Genomic DNA, 19,762 nt, shown 5'->3' with positions numbered 1-19,762 from the left:
TAGCCCACGCCTCACCGATTTCCACTGCCAGATTCCAACACGGCCACGCATGGCACGGACGCCCACCGTGATCTACATTCCGGTAGATCGCCCGTTGTCCCGTGGGCCCGACGGGCCACACAACGACGGCGTTGGGGAGTGAGGCATGTGCGGCATCGTCGGTATTCTGGACCCGGTAACCGGCGCGAGACCGGCACGGATGGATTTGCAACGCATGAACGATGCACTCGTGCATCGCGGGCCAGACGGCGAGGGCCTGTTCCTCGATTCGGGGATCGGTCTGGGTCATCGGCGTCTGGCGATCATTGATGTCGACCGGGGGCATCAGCCGTTATTCAATGAGGACGGTTCGGTCGTCGTCGTGTTCAACGGTGAGATCTACAACTACCGTGAACTCACACGCGAGTTGACCGCGCGCGGCCATGTGTTCGCCACTGACAGCGACACCGAGGTACTGGTGCACGGGTGGGAAGAATGGGGTCCGGCGTGCGTGCAGCGATTGCAGGGGATGTTCGCCTTCGCCCTGTGGGACCGCCGACAACAGGTACTCTTTCTCGCCCGTGACCGGGTCGGTATCAAACCCCTGCATTACGCCCGATTGCCCTCGGGCCGAATGGTGTTCGGCTCCGAGCTCAAGGCGCTGCTCGCGCATCCCGAGATGACGCGCGATCTTGATCCGCGCGCTTTCGAAGACTATCTCGCTTTCGGGTTCATTCCGGACCCGCGCACACTGTTGCGCGATGCGCGCAAGCTGCCCCCGGGCCATACCCTGTTGCTTGGACCGGACGGTCGCGGGGAACCGCGACGCTACTGGGATCTGCATTTCAGCGACAATGGGCCGAGTGCCGAGACCACGGCCGTCAACATGCTCCAGGAACGGCTCGACGCAAGCGTGGGCGCGCACATGATTGCGGACGTGCCCCTGGGGGCCTTTCTGTCCGGCGGAGTCGACTCGTCAAGCGTCGTGGCGGCGATGGCCCGGCACAGCGAGCAACCGGTGCATACCTGCTCGATCCGTTTCGGTGACCCGGCATTCGACGAATCGGCGCACGCGCAACAGGTCGCGGATCTCATCGGCGCCGAACACCGGGTCGAATCCGTGGACATCGACGATCTCGACCGGATCGATCGTCTGCCCAGCCTATATGATGAACCTTTCGCCGACTCCTCGGCGCTGCCGACGACACGACTGTGCGAGATTGCGCGCCGCTCGGTGACCGTGGCGCTTTCCGGCGACGGCGGTGATGAGGCCTTCGCCGGTTACGGCTGGTATGCGGGCCATGCCGCCCGTGAACGGGTACGCCGGTGGCTGCCCGCGCCGCTGCGCGGGCCCGTGTTCGGTGCCATCGCGAACGCCATCGGCGACGCCGATGGGTCGGGCCGGCGCGCAAGCTGGGCGCGGGGGTGGCAACGGATCGCGGACGGCGGTCACGCCGGTTACGCGGCAAGTACGATGATCACGACGGCGCGCCAGCGCGACACCCTGTTTTCGCCTGCACTGAAACGTGAATTGGCCGGCTATCGGGCCGATACCGTGGTCGCCGACCACGCCCGGCGCGCGGACACGGACGATCCGCTGGCACTGGCGCAATTCATCGACTTCCAGCTGTACCTGCCGGGTGACATCCTGACCAAGGTCGACCGCGCGAGCATGGCCAACTCGCTGGAAGTGCGGGTTCCATTGCTGGACCACAAGCTGCTGGAGTGGGCCGCCACCCTGCCCGCATCACTCAAGCTGCACCGCGGCGAGGGCAAGTACGTGCTCAAAAAGGCGGCTGAGCGGCGCCTGCCGAAGGAAATCCTCTACCGGCGCAAGATGGGGTTATCGATCCCGTTGGCCGACTGGTTCCGCGGCGCTCTGCGCACGCGCGCGGAGGCGCTGGCGGAGAGCGAAGTCCTGCTCGGATCGGGGCTGATCCAGGCAGAGGGCGTTGCCGAGCTCGTGCGCGCCCATATGGCCAGGGAGGCCGATCACTCGACCCTGTTATGGGCGCTGTTGATGTTGGACGGCAGCCTCCGGGGCCTGGAAGCGATGCCCATGGCGACTGATACGACGGCGATCCCTTTGGCGAGTGCGACCTGACAGGGGCCGCCGCTACATCAAATCAGGCTACGGCGCGCCCGCGCTGCTCCACCGTACGGGAAATCGGCGGCTCGCCCCGTTCGCGCACCAGACGGGCGGGGTTACCGACATAAACACCGAGTGACTGACAGGGTCGCACCACGACCGCGCCGGCGCCGATCACTGCACCCTCCCCCACGGAAGCCATCACGATCGCCCCGTTGGCGAGCCACGAGCAGGGACCGATGATCGTCTTCTCGAGTTCGCCGCCCTGCTCGCGAATGGGGATGTCGAGGCGGTCGATGTAGTGCACGCGTGGGCCACTGATCACATCGACATGGCTACCGATCAGCACATCATCACCGATCTCGGAAAGGCCGATATTGCAGTGACTGCCGATGTACACATCGCGCCCGATAGTGATGTCGCGCTGCGCGAAGGTCGTACCGAAGCCGGTGTACAGGTTGGGGGCGCCGCCGGGCAGTACCGTGTCGTAATAGGCGCGACGGAGATACACACCCGGCAACCCCGGCATCAGCGCGAACAGCTGGGACCCAAAACAGAACCACTCATCCCTGCGATCCAGAGGGCCGAGCAGGCGGATCGGCAGACTGACCGGCGCCGCGATCATCCAGGCGACGGCATACAGGGCGCTGCGCAGCAACGATCGCATCAGGACTCCCCCTTCCTTCGACTTCAACTGTTCCCTGCAGCCCGGTCCGCACGGCCCCGGTTCAACTATTCCCTGCGGCCCGGCCCGCACGGCACCGGCATCCTTATGCCCCATTATCGGGCATGTGTCATTCCCGCGGGGTCTGCCATTCTGTCTGTCTAATAGCACGTCTGGCGTGATAAGCAATAGCAGCCGAGGTAAACGGGCTCGTGGCCGGCTACTGTCGCACCGCCCTGCCCAAGGGCACGCCACCCGATTCCGGCGCCAACGTCTCGGCGTACGCATCAACCATGTCGCGGTCGCGATATCCAGTCAGCACGCGTTCGCGCGCAACGCCACCCAGGTGGCCACGCAGACGCTGATCAGCGCAGATGCGCGCAAGCGCGGCGGACAATCCGGACACATCCCCCGGTTCGACGAGTTCGCCGCCGCCCTCGGCCAGCAGATCGGGTATACCACCGACGGCGGTCGCAACGCAGGGTACCCCGCAAGCCATCGCCTCAAGCAGCACCATCGGCAGTCCTTCCGTCCGCGATGCCAGCACGAGCAGATCGAATTGCGGCATCAGCTGAGCAATATCATTGCGGTCGCCAAGCAGGCGTACCCGGTCATCCAGACCAAGGTCGCGGATAAGCGTTTCGATTGCCAGACGCTCGCTGCCATCACCGACCAGCGCGAGCTGAGCGCGGCTGTCCGGATGGGTTTCGATCATTCCTGCAAAGGCCCGCAACAGGGTCACGTGGTCCTTGTCCGGGTGCAGCCGCGCTACACAGCCGACCAGAACCGAATCCGCGTCCGCTCCCATAATGGACCGCAACCTCGAATCAGGCGCAGCCGGGGCGAAATACTCGCTATCGATGCCGTTGACGATCACCCGAACGCGTTCGGCAGCGATACCAAGGTCCTCGATGAAATAGCGTGCCAGCCCGTGGTGGATCACGGTGATCCGTTCCGCGCGATGTGCACAGCGGGACAGCCGCCGCCGGACCCGCGGTTCCGTACGCAACTGGTAATCCGTGTGTTCGGTCACTACGAATCGCCGCACCCCGGCCAATCTGGCCGGCCAGTAGCACAACAGGAACATCGGTATATGCTGGACGTGCAGGACATCGGGGCGGAGGCGGCGACAGAGCCGAAAGATCGCCCAGCGGCGGGCCAAACGTCCGTGTCGCTCGATATCGAGTCCATGACAGGTGACTCCGGTACCGGCCAGCAGCTCGCGTATCGGGCCATCGGCGGCATGGGTGGCCGCGAGGTCCACGCACCAGCCACGGGCTGCCAGTGCCTTCGCGATCACGGCACCAATGCGCTCCGAGCCCCCGCGATCGAAACTGAAAAGGACTTCGAGCAGGCGCGGTGGTGAACTCATCGGGTGACCGCATGACCACAGGCGGCCGCAAGGACATCGCCAAGACGGCCTGTCAGATACCCGCGATCGAAGTCGCGCACAAAGGCCGGATCGACCTCCGGGACTCGAACATCGCGCTCCCGCCAGAGGGCCTCGAGCGCCGCGTTGACGGCGTTGTCATCCGGTTCGGTGACCACCCGCGCGCCCGGTGCATGGCGGCTGACGATTTCGGCGTTGTCGCCGGGCGGACACTCGGCCAGTACGGGCAGTCCCGTCGCCAGGTATTCATAGGTCTTGGCGGCAATGGCGACATAATCCCGGACGCCCTCCTCGAACCCCTGGCGCAGGTACAGCACCGAGGCCGAACGCATCCGTTTCAGTGCCTCTTCGGGTGCGAGTTGGCCGGTTACTTCGATCGCAACCCGGTCGCGCCATTTCTCAAGCGCTGGATGACTCGGCCCCACCTGAACGAAGCGTGTGTCCGGCAGATCAAGAGCTGCCAGCGCCTGCAGAACGCGCTCGGGGCTGCGCGCGCCATACAGTGTGCCGACATGCATGATCGTAAAGGGGTCGCCGGCCGTACGCGGGTAGGCCGTGTGCAGTGCATCGTAGCCGTTGGGGATGCAGACGAAACGATCCGCGTATTCCGGGTACGCGCGCTGATAGAGCCGCAACGCGCCGGGCGTATTCAGGATAATCCGCTCGGCCTCGGTGATGGCGCGCCGCTCCAGGCGCTCGATTCGCCGCTTGTACAACGACGAGGTCCACGCGGCGTGCGGGTTCAGGCTCCAGGCGTCGCGGAAATCGATAATCAGTGGCCGACCGCTGCGGCGGCGAATGTCCAGCGCAATCGGCACACCGGAAAACGGCGAGCAGCTGACGTAGACGCAGTCATGTGCAATAGCGAGTTCCGCTCCCCTTCGCCGCGCCCGCCAACCGATCTGGGGGTCAGGCACGGTCAACAGTTCGCGGCACCAGTGCCCGGCCACCGGCCGGCCACGCAGCCAGCCGGCAATACGCGAGAGGGCGCCATCGGCGAGCGCCACTGGACGGTCAAGGTTGAATTCCGGGCAGCGCTCGATGGCAATACCGTCGGGTATCGGTGCGCCTCGCCCCGCTACGCCCCAGGAGTCATACGATTCCCCCACCGTCAGCACGGTCGGGCGCCAGCCATGAGCCGGCAGGTGCCGAGCGAATCCCACGCTGCGTGCTACCGCCGCCGTCTGCAGCGGCGGGAAATAGTAGCAGAGCATGAGAACGCGCCGCGCCGGCGCCCCGGATCCAGCGGGATCAATCGGCGCCACGGCTTCGCCAAACGCGTGCGGTTCATTTTTCATGGCGCACCCGCGACTGCCGCGCGGTGGCGGTAGCAGAGCTACGCCCGCGTCGACCCGAGATCGGCCGCCAGCCGCCGACCGGCGCCTGTGGGCGTGGCTGCCGCGGTCCACCTTTGGTCCGGGCTATCGCGCGCGATCCCGGTTCGTCTTCGATGTGCGGCTCCGCCCGAGAGGAAGGGGCAAGCACAAGGCTCTGCAACCCGGCGAACACGCCAAGCACCGCGAAGAGCACGCCCGCGTAGGCAGCCGAGAGGAAGAAGCCGGTCACCAGATAACCGAGCAGCGCACCGCGCAGGCCCAATGCCACCGGCAACGCCCAGTGATCGGGCGGTGCCCGTGGTGGCTGCAGCCGGACCTGGCGCGCGATGCCGAACGCAGTCGCCAGGATAAGGATCATCACTACCCACCCCTGCACGCCCAGCTCGACGCCGAGCTCGATCCAGAGGTTGTGCGCCGCCTTGTAACGACCGCCCTGCCTACCCTCGACCGCTTCGAATGCCTTGATCCCGTACCCCCACGGCCGCGCGGCCATGGCGTCCAGGCCGCGCCCCCAGATCGCGACCCGCCCGCTCGATTCGGTCAGGTTGTAGTCCGCCTCGAGCGCGCCCATGGTGCCAATGCGGTCCCAGACGGTCGCCGGCACCGACACCAGCAGAACGGTAACGCCCAAAGCCGCCGCAGCGAGTTTCCCCGGTGAGAAGCGCGCACCGAGGCCACCATCCGACCGCGGCAGGCGGGCAAAGAACAGATATCCCCCGACCACGATCAGGCCAAGAAAACCGCCGCGCGAGCCGGTGAGCAGTATCCCGACGAGCATGCTCCCGCAAAGCAGGAGCAGGACGACACGCCCAACGCCATTGATCGCAAACAGCACGGCCACCGCCAGAGGCAGCAGCATGACAAGCACCATCGCAAGATCGTTCGGATCGTAGGCGGCGCTTACGGAGATGCGCGTAGTCTCGGCACTGGCCGCGGCGAGTACGGCATTGACGCTGAGCAGGCCGGTGGCGATCAGCAGGACCGCGACGTAGAAACGCAGCGTACGGGTGTTCGCAAGGGTCCTCGCGATGATAAAGAACAGGATCATGTTGATGAGCAGGCCACCCAACAGGAAGCCCAGGCTGTAACTGCGCCACACGGACCAGAGCACGCTGACGGCCGCGAACACGAACCACACGGCCAGCAGTTTCGCCAGACGCTGGTCGAAAACCCGGGGGTTGCCCACCTCGCGCGGACCCAACGCGATTGCGGCCGCGGCCCAGATCACGGCGATCTTGCCAAGATGCATGGAGGCGAGAAACGGAACCAGTTCGGGCAGCCGTCCAACGCCGATCAGTATCAGCAGGGCGCCGGGCCAGACGGCTGGATGCAGGGGTTCACGATCCACGGGTTTCACGGGCTGAATTCACCTATTGAGGCCAACGCACGTTCACGCTCGCGCGGCCCGACGCCGGCATGGGTCGGCAGGGTCACGAGGTGGCGTGCAATCCGTTCGGCCCCGGGCATCGGGGCGTCACCGTCGACGCGCAACGCACGGACCTGTTCCAGTTCCGAAAGCGCGCGCGGGTACAGCCCACAGACGCCGGCCTGTGCAGCGCGCGCGCGCACCCTGGGCGCCGCGTCGAGCCACGGCACGGTCAGCATGACAGGGTATCGGTGCGGGGCGTAGTCGGGGATATCGCAGCCACCGGGTTGCGGTCCGGGCAGGCCGGCAAGCGCGTCCGCATAGGCCAGGGCCGCGATGCGACGTCCGGCCAGCAGACGATCCATGCCGGCGGCAAGCACGGGATACAGACGCTGCTGCTGCCGCGAAGCTGCTCGCACCTCAATGCGATCGGGCCAGCGGGTACGACCGATGCCGAGAAACGGCAGGCGTGCCGGCAGCCAGAACGCGCGTGGATGCAGGAGGCCATCGACGAGTACCGCCTTCGCCGCGCGGATCGCTTCTCCGCCTCGCGCCGCGGGTGGCACATTCGGCCATGCACGCGCGAAAGCGCCTACCGGTCCCGCCAGACCAACCTGGAGCCAGCCACCACCGGATGTGCTCAGAGGCTTTCCGCGAGCGGTGCTGGTCATGCGCACCGCCACGCCGGGGGCAGGTCCGGCGCGCGGATCCTGAGCCTGGGCGGCGTCCTCTACCAGCCAGGCGCCGGCCGCCGCGGCAAGGCGCGCATGGCTCGTAAGATCGGGGCGACGGCCGAGCAGATGGGTCGAAACGATCGCCAGCGTGTCCGGCCCCACGCGCTCCGCAAGCGCGGCGGGCTCGAAGTCGAGGGTGGCCGGATCGAGATCCACCAGCGCGATACGCAGACCGGCGTACTCCACGGCCGCCGCGACGGACCAGCACGTCCAGGCGGGCAGGATCACGGTGGACCGCTCCGGCGAGGCCTGGGCAAGGACGCCAAACGCCCACCGGAGGGCTCCCTGTCCAGTGGAGAAACCGTAGGCCTCGTCGGCCCGGATGCGCCCGCCCAGGGACCGTAAGAGCGCCGACCACCCCATCGGGCACGCGACCGGCGGCATACGATAGAACATCCCGAAGACAAGGTTCTGGGTCAACACGCCATCGCGCCTCATGTCGCGGACACCGCCGAGCGCCGAAGCCACCGCCAGAACTCCGCAAGATCGGCCACCGGAACGGCACGCACGAGGAGCAACGCCAGCGGATACACCACCAGCAGCAGCAAGAGTTTGAAGCCGATCGCCATAACGATACTGCCATGATCGCTGCTTCGTCCGATCACGACAATCACTACACCCACCGCCAACGGCGCGAACGCGCGGTGATAATCCCAGCGTAATGTCGACGCCCGTGCCGCCAGATATTGCGTCACCCCAGCCATTGCCGTGAAAGCGATAAGCGTCGCCACCGCCGCGCCGGTCGCGCCGTAAAACGGTACAAGCAGGAAGTTGACGACCACGTTGACGCCGGCGCCAGCGGCGGTGGCGAGCGCGACCCAGCCGGTCCGGCTTTCGGCATAGAGCGGCCCCATCGAGAGCTGGTTCATGGCGGCAAGCACATACCCAGCGGCGATGATCGGTACCAGCGATGCGGCCGCGTGGTAGACGGGCGGCGAAATCAACGCCAGCACCTCGTCGATGAACAGTGACAGGCCCACACCGGCACCGACCAGCACAATCCCATATGCCGACAGGACCTGGTTATACATCCGGTCGCGGCCGGTCTCCCGATACAGCACATGCATCCGATTTCCCCATATGAGCGAGAACGGATGGGCGATCACCGCGCTGATCAGGAACCCGAATTTGTAGGCAAGGGCATAGAGTCCAACCGCCTCCAGTGAAACGAACATATTCAGGATGTAGCGATCGGCAAAGTGCAGTACGAACAGAAACAGAGCTGCCGGTATCAACGGTAGACTGTAAACGACCATCCGCTGCAGCAGGACCGGGTGCAGCCCCAGTCCGGTTCGGCGTGCAACCGAGACAATCACGATTGGCCCGACGACCCCCGTCGCGATCGCGGCCGCCAACAGGACACCGAACACGCCCCAGTCAAAAACGACGAGGAAAAGGATGCTTCCAACCAGCATCAATAGCAGATGGATCCACGTAATCGCGACAAACAGGCGACTGCGCTCGTGGATTCTGAGTTCACTCATCGCGATCTGCTGAACCAGTTCCAGCGCAGTCGTGAAGAAAACGATCTGCAATAGCGTTGCGTGTTCCGAGGAGCCAAACAGCAACCGGGCAATATCACCGGTAAAAAAAGACGCAACGATGAAGAATAACAGCCCGACGATAAGCATCGCCGTCAACGAGGTCGCCAGGACCTGACGGCGTTCCGCGGCATCCGCTGCGGCATGATAAAAGCGGAACATCGCCGCCACGAGCCGTCCACCGATGATCAACGCCATGACATCCGTGGTCAGGGCGACCAGTTCCAGAGTTCCATAATCCGCGGGTGTCAGATGGTGCGTATAGATCGGAATCAACAGGAAACCGATCAGTTTTGACACCATCACGCCGCCCCAGTAGACGGCCGAATGTCCGATCATTCCGGTGAGCCCGACCGGCGGGGGAGATCCTGCATCGGGCTCAGGGGCGGCCGTGGTGCGCGCAGTCATACCTGGGCTACCAGGGTCTCGAGTTCGCGGACCCGAACAGACCAGTCCTCCCCCGAGACGGACTGCGACACGGCGTCGCGGTCAGGGCGATTGGACAACGTGTGCCGTATCGCCACCGCGAACTCAAGCGCCGTATCTGCACTTGCCACGAACGGCGACCGCTCAGGCAACTCCGGATGGGGTGTGGAAACAACCGGGCACCCGGCGGCGAGATATTCGCGAACCTTCGTGGGGTTCGCGAAACGGTTCCGCTCATTCCTCTTCCATGGCAACAGGCCAATATCGATATGGGCCAGATATGTCGCCAGCATTCCAAAAGGCCGTGCGCCGATGTAATGAACGTTCGGCAAATCCGGCGGCGTTACCCCATCCTCAACGGGCCCGATTACTACAAACGATACCTCTGGCATCGAGAACATCAGTTGATACATCAGGTCGAAGTCCAGATGCTCACCGACAAGACCGATATAGCCCACACGGGGTTCCGGAACATCCGCAAACTCTTCCGGCAGACACAACTTCTCGACCGCTGCCGGCCTGAATGACGCCCATGCGACACCATGCGGGAAGTAATGGACAGTCGAATGCAGTCTCTCTTTCGCCGAAACAAGCTCACGGGATACGGCAAAAACCGCATCAACCCGCTCAAGCAATTCCATCTCCAGGCGCCGGACCAACGGCGCATCCATGCCCGGCAACGCCGAGTGCTCATCCGCACAGTAATAGATTACGTGTGTTGGATTCAGAACATCCACCACATCGACCGTGGCAGGACATGCGGTTATCACCAAGGGGCGAACGACACCATTCCGGCGTGCCACCCGGCGCAGGTAACCTCCCACGAACCAGCGGTTAAGCGATCGGACCCATGCATACTTCAGCCAGGGAATCGCGAGCGGGCTTACGACTATCGGTCGACGCTCATGCGCTGCATCGGTCTTCGATTTCTTCCCAAGAGAGCGGAGAAACAACCAGAGTTTTCTGCCGATACGCCGCAGATCCCTGATCTGCAATCCGGGCGCCCGTAAACCCAACGAGTCAACCCAGATCACCTGATGGCGCTCGGACAGACCCGACGCCAGGTACTTTCCCGTACTGTGGTGACCGGCCCAGTCCTCGCCGAAAAATACGATCCAGCGTTCGCCGCTTACAGTGGCTGGCTGTGGCATCACCGGGACGGGATCAGCCGTGGTTGTCTTCATGGGAGATTTCGCACGATCCCCGGGCCAAAGCGATTCGCGACTGCCAACGGGAGATGACGCCAGAGGCGGATCGCCATTCGGTACTTTGGATTGTCGGGATTGAGCGCTGGTATAACGCCGCCCTCTGGGAGCCAGTAATGCCAATAGCACGGAACCTCCAGCGCCCCCCACTGACGCTTGAAGCGGTGCGTCCCGCTGTCGATGCTGGAACGTCCGAAATCGAATTCGGTGAAACCATGCTCGACTGCGAATTCCAGGCAGCGCCAGTAAAGGAGCATATTCACGCCGAGCGGATTCGCCGAGCGCAACGAGGACGCCCAGGGAATCTCCAGTCGCGTTCGAAAACCCAGCAGAAACGCGGCCGCCACCGGCACGTCACCATGGCGCACGACCACCAGCCAGGTCTGTTCACACAGCGCCAATACGGCACGGAAGAAATCGCGTCCGTACACGGGCGTTCCGAGGTCCCGCATATTGCGTGAGAAGACGGCGTAGAAATCCGCCACCAGTTCTTCACCGCCGTACTCCACCGTTACGTCCTCGCGCATGGGCCGTCTCACCTGCGCACGCAGCTTCGATCCGAGCTCCGACCAGAGTGTCTCGGTCGCGGCCGGCAACGGCCTCCGCATGATGACCTTGGTATCACGAACGGGCCAACGTTCGGCGCGTGGCTCCGCATCACGGAACTCGATATGATCGAGTCCGAGTTCGACCGCACGAGCTCCCGCCACATCCATCAGCGCTTCCGCGACGGGGCCGTCGTCCGCGAGGGCACCGCCATAGTTACCGAAGGGGACAGACACGCCGTAATGACCGAACAGGCGACTCTTGAGGTAGTCGACCGCGAGTACACCGCGGATCGAATCGGTGCTATCACGGGCCACCCAGCGATCCCCCGAATGCCCGAAGGCCACTGCCACAACCCGGCGCCAGGCATCAAGATGATACGCCGAGCCATGCTCGTGACCCTGCACGTAGGCATCCCAGGCGCGCAGATCATTCGGGCCGGCGGCTTCGATCCGGAACCCCTGAACCATATCCACTGCAGCGCTCATGCCAGGCCTCGCGGGTACGATCGAGCGGATACTCCCGGATTCCGGGCAATACGTCCCGGCACGGGCGCGCTGGCCGACTCGACGCGGAGTACGCTCTTCGTGCGATCAGGCATGGGCGGCCTCCGGCGGTACCGCCGCGGCATCAAGCCGTGCAGTGGCCAACACCTCACCGACCGGTGCGAACGAGAAATCGCGCAGCAGCCACTCAAGGCGTTCCATGCAGCGATGGAGGTTGTTGTAATGACGGAATCGGGACAGCAACGATGTTCTCACGCGCGGCTGTTGGGGATCGACTTCCCAAGGGTGCAGATAGAAAACAAAGGCTTGACCATCGCGCCGGTTGACGCTGGCCAGTCCGGTCCGGGTAAGGCGATACGGATAAAGGCGGAAATACCCACCGCCGGCAATCGGCAGATCGACTCCGGCGACGCGCCAGGTCGTCAGCGGGAATTCGATCAGATCGAAACCCGCTGGCGTTCGCAGGCGGTGAGGCCAGCGTTCGAATCCAGCGATACCGTAACGGTCATGATGCACGGGAAAGATGCTTGAATCCCAGGTGAAACCGGCCTCGGCAATCTCATCGAGTGCCCACATCGATGCCCGGGTGATCGAATAGCTCGCGGCCCGGTAGCCATACACCGGCTCCTGTACCTGGTCTTCCAGTATCGCCTTGCCTCGCCGGGTTTCCTCACGGAAATCCGCCTGCGTCTGTTCATAGATCAGGCGATGACTGTAACCATGACTTGCGACCTCGTGGCCCGCGGCAGCAATCGCCCGGACGAGCCCAGGGTAGCGCTCCGCGATCCAGCCGAGCACGAAGAAGGTACCGCGCACGCCAGCCCGATCGAACAGAGCCAGCAGACGTTCGGTATTGCGCTCCACACGCGATTCCATTCTTGGCCAATCCTCGCGAGCGATGCTGTCGGCGAGCGCGGAAACCTGGAACCAGTCTTCGACATCGACGGTCAGCGCGTTGACAACGGTCCGCGTCATCGTGAGCCTCCTCCCCCGGACTGCCCCGCGACCAGTGCATCCGCCACACGGGCGAGATCGGCCCGAAGCCCCCGGATCTGCTCGGTCAACGACAAGCCCAGTGCGCGAATCTCGTGCTGCAGTTCCGTACCCGGCGCCTCGCCGCGCGGAGGCGTGACCCGATGCGCCCGCTCACTGTACGGAAGCCAGCCGAGTTCCCTGGCGGCCGTTTCCACCACCTCGGCATCGACTCCATCGCGCTCATCCACATACGCGGTAAGGAGCGCCATGTCGGAGAGCGAGTTGATGAGACGCGGGATGCCGCCGGCGTACCGGTGGATGACCGCGAATGCATCTTCCGCAAACAGATCCGTACGACTGCACCCCGCGATACTGATCCGGTGCAGCAGATAGTTCCGGCTGTCTTCGGGTGATAACGCACCGAGATGGAACCGCAGCCGCACGCGCTGCGCGAGCTGCTCGAGCTCGGGCGAGCTGATCAGACGATCGAGTTCCGGCTGCCCCATCAGGACCAGACTGGCCACCTTGACCTGGTGCAGTTCAATGCCCGACAGAAGGCGGACCTCTTCCAGTGCCTTGTATCCAAGGCACTGCGCCTCGTCGATCGCGATGATTACCCGCCGTTCCTGCTCCGCCTGATCCAGCAGAAACTCCCGCAACTGCTGCATCAGAGACACCTTTCCACGCTCATCCGGTTCCTCGCCGAAGGCGACAAGGATCGCTTCAAGCAACTCACGCTCGGATAGCTGCGTCTGATCGATGCGGGCCAGCAGGACATCCTGATCAAGATCGTCAATAAAACGGTTCAACAGCGTCGTCTTTCCCGCGCCGATTTCTCCCGTAATGACCACGAACCCATCACCACTCACCAGTGCGTACTCAAGATACGCCTTGGCCCGCGCATGACCCGGGCTGAAATACATGAAATCAGTATCCGGCGCTACCCGAAACGGGTGTCGTTCGAAACCGAACGCGTTCAGATACAAGGTGTCACCTCCTCACTCCCCCCAGCGATAACCGGCCGCGAGGAAGACCCGGTTCTCCTCGAAACTGCTTCCTGCCGCGGACGAATCGCGTTCCCAGTATAGATAGCCGCCTTCCACAAACATGTTACGTCCCAGTAAATGACGCAAACGGATACTGGTCGTCCAATCATCGTCTCTGCGGTTGAGTAACAGGTAGTCGGTGCGTTCTCCACGGATCAACCATTCAACGCGATCCACCGGCGTAAGGGGATACTCTATACCGAGACTGCCGCCAAATCGCTCGCGATCCAGCTGCAGATTGCCGGTCTTGAAATCTTCCTCAGCCACCAACCCGCCGAGAGTGACATCGAGCTTGGCTCCGCGTCTGATCAGACGCGCCTGCACTTCCGACAGAATTACGATATCATCATTATCGAACGCATCCGCGGCCGGCAACTCTACCGTCTGCGCGTTGCGGCCAAGCAGGCGGACTCCGGTGTCGGTCAACCCGGTCTCAGCGGTCAAATCGAACTCGGTCCGCCGTGTCGGCTTATACGCCCAGTCGAACCTGGCAAATCCGCGTTCAATCCAATTGCCGTTCTCCTGTTCTATGCGACGTTGCCCCCCCGTAAGCGAAACAGAACCCCGAGCAAGGCGGTGAGTCCCACCTATACCGATCTCGTCCAGCGTATAGTCCAACGGATCCCCGCTGAACTCGGTGAACTCGACATCCTGCCTCTGTATGTTCACCGCGACCTCATTGAGCGTACTCAAGCGATGCGACCACATCGCTCCCAGGGCCCAGCGCTCACTGTCATTCCCGCGCTCGAAGTACGTATTCCCATACCGGGCGCCGAAGGTCAGCTGATCGACGGGTGACGGATCGAAGCGTAGGTCCGGTCCCATCGTAAAAGTATTAACATCCTCGATGTTATCCGGGGTCTGTGGATCGAGCTCTTCGGTTCGGACCTGTTGAAAACGATTCTCGAAACGAAAATCGAGACGATCCTCAATCAGGTGCAGATCGGCCACCGCCGAGAGATCACCGGCGGTACCATCCGTAGTTGCGTCATCGCGATAATCCCGATATTCCAGATTCCCCTCGATACCCGCGGTAAGCGCACGACTCGCCGTACTCCAGTCGAAATTCATATATGGAGTCCGCGCGAGATCCGATTGCTCGTTCTCTTCGGTAAGACCAATGTTATCGGTGCTCTCGAGACGAAAACCGATTTCGACATTGGTCTGCGCGAAACCGAGCGCAGGGAAAACAGCCAGTATCGCGAGAAGCGAGAAACCGGAAGCCCTATGAATCCCGCCCATCACCTTGAGGAGCCGCCGTTTCATTCCGGTAGTCACGCGGAGAAGGGCATGGGTGGGTCATTGTTTATCACACTACCCACGAAACGATCCGGTGGAAGGCTGCCGACAGCGGCCTCGACCTGGCTGGCGGTGACGCCCGCGTAGGGAATGACAAGCATTGCGCTATGACATATATCCGCAAGGATGCGGGTATCGGCTGTACCGAGGATCGGAGGTGCGTCCACGATCACATAGCGGTCGGGATACCTTCCGAGGATTTCCTGAAACAGTGTACGCAATCGGGTTCCGGTAAAATACTCGGCACCGCCCACCCGGGAACGGCCAACCGGCAGAATGCGCATCCTCGGCACCCCGGTTTCGTGGATGATGCGGCCAACCCGGGTTTCATGGCCATCAAGGTAATCCGTGAGCCCCGGCACCGCCTCATTGCCGTCGGCGAACAGGTCAGAGGCCTGGGGATGGGCAATATTGCAATCCACCAGCAATGCCGTTTTTGTCTCCTCCAGCGCGAACGCAGCGGCCAGATTACGGGCGACGAAACTGGTGCCCGCGTCTTCGTTGACTCCGGTCACGAGCAGCAGGAAGTTTCGGCTGCCAGCGCGGCGCAGAAGCGAAGTCCGCAATTGCCGAAAGGCATTGGTCACCTTCGGTGTCATAGCCGGATGGATGATTCGCATCGCGGTAAGCGCCTGCGGCTTCCGCGGCAGCGACTCACGCATACGGGCGATACTCGCGGTACCACGCGCACGGCTCTCGAGCGTCCCGGGTATCGAGCGACTCCCGTCGGGCTGAGTGGTGATTCGCTCGAGCGCCTGTTCGATCTTGCTGGCCATGATCAGAGGATCCCCATTTGGCGGCCCACCAGGGCCGCAATCACGCCGGCAACACCGGCCACACCGATCAATACGGCGAAAAACGTACCCAGGCTTCGAAGGCGTCGGTCACCAACAGTGTCCATATGAGGGATCGTTTCCAGTACCTGTGTCCCGCTGTCGCGAGTCAGCCTCTCCGCACTGCGGACGCGCGGATCCACCAGCAGAATGGCGAACAACAAACCGATCGGAATCCCCGCGCCGGCCACCATTCCGCCAACCGCAAAATGGAGCATCCGTGGTCCCGACGCGTCATGCGGCCGATACGCGGGCTCACTGACGCGCAGCGTCAGGCCCTGTTGCTCGCTGTCGAGATTGACCGAGACGCGGGCGTTCTCACGCCGGCGCTGCAGATCCTGGTAGATATCCCGGTTGACCTCGTAATCGCGGGCGAGTTTCTCGTACTCAGCCTGCAGGCCCTGAATCTCGCCTGAACGCGCGATCGTCTCGACCAGCTTGCTCTCAAGATCGCCTTTGCGCGAACTGAGAAGATTGATTTCTCCGCGTACCGTATACAGTTCTTCCTGCAGCTTCTGGTAGACCGGATTGTCCCGGGTGGCGCCGAAACTCAAGCCGCCGCCGGATCCCGCATCGGGGTTCTGTTGAACATCACGGCGCAGTTCGGCGAGCTTTTCTTTGATACGCACTACATCCGGATAGGTCTCGTGGTAGCTCAGGCGTAAGGTATCCAGCTCTTCCTGCAACTCGGCGATGCGCTTACGACGCGCGTCCAGGGCGGTCGACAGCATGGATACCTCTGCCTCCCCCGAGAGCTGTTCGGTCAGCGTCGTCTCCCTGAGCCGGGCTTCGCGGATTTCCTGGTCCAGGTCATCGATCTGTGTACGCAGCTCATTCATGCGCTGTGTAACTTCACGATCGGAGCCGGGTTGCGCCAGCGGATTGGCCTTACGCAGTGCCCGGATTTCCTCCTGGGTTTGCTCCAGTTTTTTCTCGTACTGTTTGACCTGACGATCGATAAACTCGTACGCGGCCACGCTTTCCTGACTTCTTCCTGCACGCATCTCGTCGAGAAAACGCTGGGCGATTGCCCGCACGGTTTCGTACGCCTGATCGGCATCGCCGTCACGGTAATCGACCTGCACGAGATTATCTCCCGGGTTGGTTACCGTGATCCGCTCGCGGATCGCTTCGATCTGCTCCGCGACATCCCGCTGAGGCGACTCGGGCGTAATCCAGCCCCCCGCCTCGAGCACATCTCGTAACAGGCTGCGGCTGTAGATCACCTCGCGCGCGTTCTCGTACTGGTTCTGGATGTCTCCGCGGGCGGCGCGGCCTGCCATCAGGCCATCAACGATGTTCGTGGACTCGACGAGGATCGTCGTCGAGCTGGAATACGATTTCGGCCACACGGCTCCAGCGCCGGTCGCCAGCAAGGCGATCAGGGCGAAACCAAGGCTGACGCGGATCCGCCAGCGCCACACTTCCTTGATGAGCAACCGGAGTTGCTGTTGGAGTTCGTCACCCATTGCATTCGTGCCTCAGAATAGCCGTTCCGGGACCGCGACGATATCGCCCGGTCGGAGCGTGTAGTTGGTCGTCAGATCACCGTCGGCCAGAATGTCATCGAGGCGCACCGGGTAGGTGCGGCGCTCCTTGCCATCACTGCGGTACAGACGGGAACGATTCGGCGATGCGAATTCGGTCATTCCCCCCGCCTCCAGCACCAGGTCGAGAACCGTCATGCCGGGCCGGAACGCCATCGAGAGGGGCGTTTCCACGGCACCGGTTACACGCACTCGATAGAGATATTCATGACTGTTCAGTTCGGTGACGATGACCGTCACTTCCGTGTCACGGATGTAGTAACCGAGTGCCTGCTCGACCACCTCGGCGAGTTCCTCCGGCGTACGCCCACCCGCGCGGACGTCACCGACCAGCGGCACGGAAATCATGCCGTCGGGGCGCACCGGCGTCGTGACTGATACGTCGGGATTTCTCCAGACGTCGACCTGCACCATGTCGGCCGGTCCGATCCGATAATTTTCGACCCGGGCCGACTGCGCGTTGGGATCATCGTCCGGCATGGTCGACATGGACGTACAGCCCGCCAGCACCAGCACGCTCGCCAGAATGGACGGCCAAAGCCGCCGTAACCGCAACCTCATTGTCTCCCTCCTCCCGCCCGGATTCCGGCCGGACAGCAGTCCGGACCGGGGTATTTATATAGACCAGGCAATCGTCACCAACAACGGCAGCAACGAAGATTTCGTGGATATCCCGTCACCGTGCCCCCTTTCCCCAGAGCACGACTTCGGCCGTCTGCAGGAGGATCGTCAGATCCAGCTGAAGATTCCGGTTCTTGACGTAGTACAGGTCGTACTGGAGCTTTTCGAACGCATCCCGGTCGGAGGCCCCGTATGGATAACGGATCTGGGCCCATCCGGTCAGACCCGGCTTGACTCGGTGGCGGTCGGCATAGCGGGGAAAAATCCCCTCCAGGTGGTCGACGAATTCGGGACGCTCGGGCCGCGGGCCGACGAAGCTCATCTCGCCGCGCAGGACGTTGAATATCTGCGGCAGCTCGTCAATCCGGTACCGGCGCAGGATCCGCCCGACCGATGTAACCCGGTCGTCGCCGGCGGTCGCCCAGCGCGCGGTACCGTCCGCTTCGGCATCGGGTCGCATGCTGCGAAACTTCAGGACCTGGAAAACCGTGTCATTCGTCCCGACACGCGCCTGCCGGTACAGGATCGGCCCGCGAAAACCGGATTCGATCCATACGGCGAGCGCAGCCAGCAGAATGAGCGGCGAAGCCAGAATCAGAAGGGAGAGACTGACGACGATATCGAACAGGCGCTTGACGCGGTCACCGATGAAGCTCGAATGGAAACCAGTCGAAAACGCCAGCCAGCTCGGCAGGAGAATATCGAGACTGACACGCCCGGTTTCACGCTCATAGAACGTGGCGACGTCGGATACGACCATCCCGTGCGCCCGACACAGAAGCAACTGGTGCATATCCAGGTTCTGGCGCCGTTCATCCGGACCGACCACGATCTCGTCGATACCGTGATCGATGGCCCAGGTCGACAGCGGGGCGTCGAGTTCAACCAGTTCCGACTCGGGCACGGCAAGACGGTCATTGGCATGACGGACATAACCGACGATGCGCAGGCCGATCAGATCGGTACGGCGCCTCAGGCGGGAAAGGACTTCCGCCCGTTGACCGGCGCCCAGGACCAGCACCCGGCGCTTGCCTTCTTCGTACCGTGCGATACCCAGGATCTCTGCGCGCAGTATAAGGACGGCCAGAAACCCAAGCGCCAGGGCAATGAAGAGTACACCACGCCCCAGGAATATCTGCGGGAAGGCGTAGTAAATCAACGCGGTCAACGTCGTCCCGCCGGCAAAGGCGAGGACAATCCGTACGACGATCCCCTCCAGCCCGTCGCGCAATCGCCGGTTGTACAGACCTACGGCGGTCATCGAGACCAGCAGGGCCGCGCTGAAAACGACGGCTTCGGGCCACACCGGTCCGATGCTCGTCCGGATCTCGGACGGATCCGTCCCGACGCGTATCAGGACCGCAAGATACACGGCCCCGACCAGAAGGAATCCTTCAAGCACGGGCAACCAGTCGAACAGCCGCCCATAATACCTTGCCAGTTTGTTCATATTGCTCCGCGCCATCACAACGACCGCCGGGGAACCGGTCGGCCTGCAAGCCGCACGTGCGCGGGGTCAGCCGGCGCCCCGAACCACGGGACTGTTTATAGTCGGAAATCCGCTGTCTTGCGCGGTCGGATTGATTACATGGATGACATTACGCAAAGGGGTTACCGATTCCGGCCCTGTCGCCGGGAACCGCGGAGCGATTCGTGAA

16 protein-coding genes are annotated in these 19,762 nt (G+C 63.0%); 1 reads left to right on the top strand and 15 read right to left on the bottom strand.

Annotated features, from left to right (window positions below; genetic code table 11):
- Nucleotides 1–145 precede the first annotated feature (145 nt).
- Nucleotides 146–2,083, top strand: coding sequence for an XrtA/PEP-CTERM system amidotransferase (locus A0W70_RS06025; RefSeq protein ID WP_067561423.1), 1,938 nt, complete (start codon nucleotides 146–148; stop codon nucleotides 2,081–2,083).
- A gap of 22 nt (nucleotides 2,084–2,105) precedes the next feature.
- Here A0W70_RS06025 and A0W70_RS06020 read toward each other — a convergent pair whose 3' ends face one another.
- The 15 genes from A0W70_RS06020 to A0W70_RS05950 form a co-directional block, all read right to left on the bottom strand.
- The gene (locus A0W70_RS06020) at nucleotides 2,106–2,735 is read right to left on the bottom strand and encodes an acyltransferase (protein WP_067561422.1); all 630 of its coding nucleotides are present in this window, start codon (nucleotides 2,733–2,735) and stop codon (nucleotides 2,106–2,108) included.
- Between the two features lie 217 nt (nucleotides 2,736–2,952).
- Nucleotides 2,953–4,104 carry a glycosyltransferase gene (locus A0W70_RS06015; protein ID WP_070988388.1) on the bottom strand — a complete coding sequence of 384 codons (1,152 nt, stop codon included), beginning with the start codon at nucleotides 4,102–4,104 and terminating at the stop codon, nucleotides 2,953–2,955.
- Nucleotides 4,101–5,420, bottom strand: coding sequence for a glycosyltransferase (locus A0W70_RS06010; protein ID WP_083330801.1), 1,320 nt, complete (start codon nucleotides 5,418–5,420; stop codon nucleotides 4,101–4,103). Before A0W70_RS06010 ends, A0W70_RS06015 begins: the two co-directional genes overlap by 4 nt.
- Complete coding sequence (locus tag A0W70_RS06005; RefSeq protein WP_139150742.1) at nucleotides 5,410–6,807, bottom strand: O-antigen ligase family protein; 1,398 nt, start codon at nucleotides 6,805–6,807, stop codon at nucleotides 5,410–5,412. The genes A0W70_RS06010 and A0W70_RS06005 overlap by 11 nt, the downstream gene beginning before the upstream one ends.
- Nucleotides 6,808–6,812: 5 nt before the next feature.
- On the bottom strand, nucleotides 6,813–8,027 hold the full coding sequence (locus tag A0W70_RS06000) for a DegT/DnrJ/EryC1/StrS family aminotransferase (RefSeq protein ID WP_067561414.1): 1,215 nt from the start codon (nucleotides 8,025–8,027) through the stop codon (nucleotides 6,813–6,815).
- Nucleotides 7,994–9,508, bottom strand: coding sequence for a lipopolysaccharide biosynthesis protein (locus A0W70_RS05995; protein WP_083330800.1), 1,515 nt, complete (start codon nucleotides 9,506–9,508; stop codon nucleotides 7,994–7,996). Before A0W70_RS05995 ends, A0W70_RS06000 begins: the two co-directional genes overlap by 34 nt.
- Entirely contained in the window at nucleotides 9,505–10,710 is a 1,206-nt protein-coding gene (locus A0W70_RS05990; RefSeq protein ID WP_070988387.1) for a glycosyltransferase, read from the bottom strand. Before A0W70_RS05990 ends, A0W70_RS05995 begins: the two co-directional genes overlap by 4 nt.
- A complete protein-coding gene (locus A0W70_RS05985; protein ID WP_245675818.1) occupies nucleotides 10,707–11,765 on the bottom strand; it encodes a FemAB family XrtA/PEP-CTERM system-associated protein in 1,059 nt (352 codons plus the stop codon). The genes A0W70_RS05990 and A0W70_RS05985 overlap by 4 nt, the downstream gene beginning before the upstream one ends.
- 105 nt (nucleotides 11,766–11,870) lie before the next feature.
- The gene (locus A0W70_RS05980; protein WP_067561411.1) at nucleotides 11,871–12,758 is read right to left on the bottom strand and encodes an XrtA system polysaccharide deacetylase; all 888 of its coding nucleotides are present in this window, start codon (nucleotides 12,756–12,758) and stop codon (nucleotides 11,871–11,873) included.
- Entirely contained in the window at nucleotides 12,755–13,744 is a 990-nt protein-coding gene (locus A0W70_RS05975) for an ExeA family protein (protein ID WP_067561410.1), read from the bottom strand. Before A0W70_RS05975 ends, A0W70_RS05980 begins: the two co-directional genes overlap by 4 nt.
- A gap of 12 nt (nucleotides 13,745–13,756) precedes the next feature.
- Nucleotides 13,757–15,070, bottom strand: a complete 1,314-nt coding sequence (locus A0W70_RS05970; RefSeq protein WP_067561409.1) for a porin family protein — start codon at nucleotides 15,068–15,070, stop codon at nucleotides 13,757–13,759.
- Between the two features lie 8 nt (nucleotides 15,071–15,078).
- Nucleotides 15,079–15,879, bottom strand: coding sequence for a P-loop NTPase family protein (locus A0W70_RS05965; protein ID WP_067561407.1), 801 nt, complete (start codon nucleotides 15,877–15,879; stop codon nucleotides 15,079–15,081).
- Between the two features lie 2 nt (nucleotides 15,880–15,881).
- Nucleotides 15,882–17,405, bottom strand: coding sequence for an XrtA system polysaccharide chain length determinant (locus A0W70_RS05960; RefSeq protein ID WP_067561406.1), 1,524 nt, complete (start codon nucleotides 17,403–17,405; stop codon nucleotides 15,882–15,884).
- Between the two features lie 12 nt (nucleotides 17,406–17,417).
- Nucleotides 17,418–18,044 (bottom strand): XrtA/PEP-CTERM system exopolysaccharide export protein, encoded by a 627-nt coding sequence (locus tag A0W70_RS05955; protein ID WP_070988386.1) that lies wholly within the window; start codon nucleotides 18,042–18,044, stop codon nucleotides 17,418–17,420.
- A gap of 115 nt (nucleotides 18,045–18,159) precedes the next feature.
- A complete protein-coding gene (locus A0W70_RS05950) occupies nucleotides 18,160–19,554 on the bottom strand; it encodes a TIGR03013 family XrtA/PEP-CTERM system glycosyltransferase (RefSeq protein WP_067561405.1) in 1,395 nt (464 codons plus the stop codon).
- Nucleotides 19,555–19,762 lie beyond the last annotated feature (208 nt).

This window comes from Halofilum ochraceum (assembly GCF_001614315.2).
GTDB classification, from domain to species: Bacteria; Pseudomonadota; Gammaproteobacteria; order XJ16; family Halofilaceae; genus Halofilum; species Halofilum ochraceum.
This window is presented reverse-complemented; position numbering and strand designations above follow the sequence as displayed.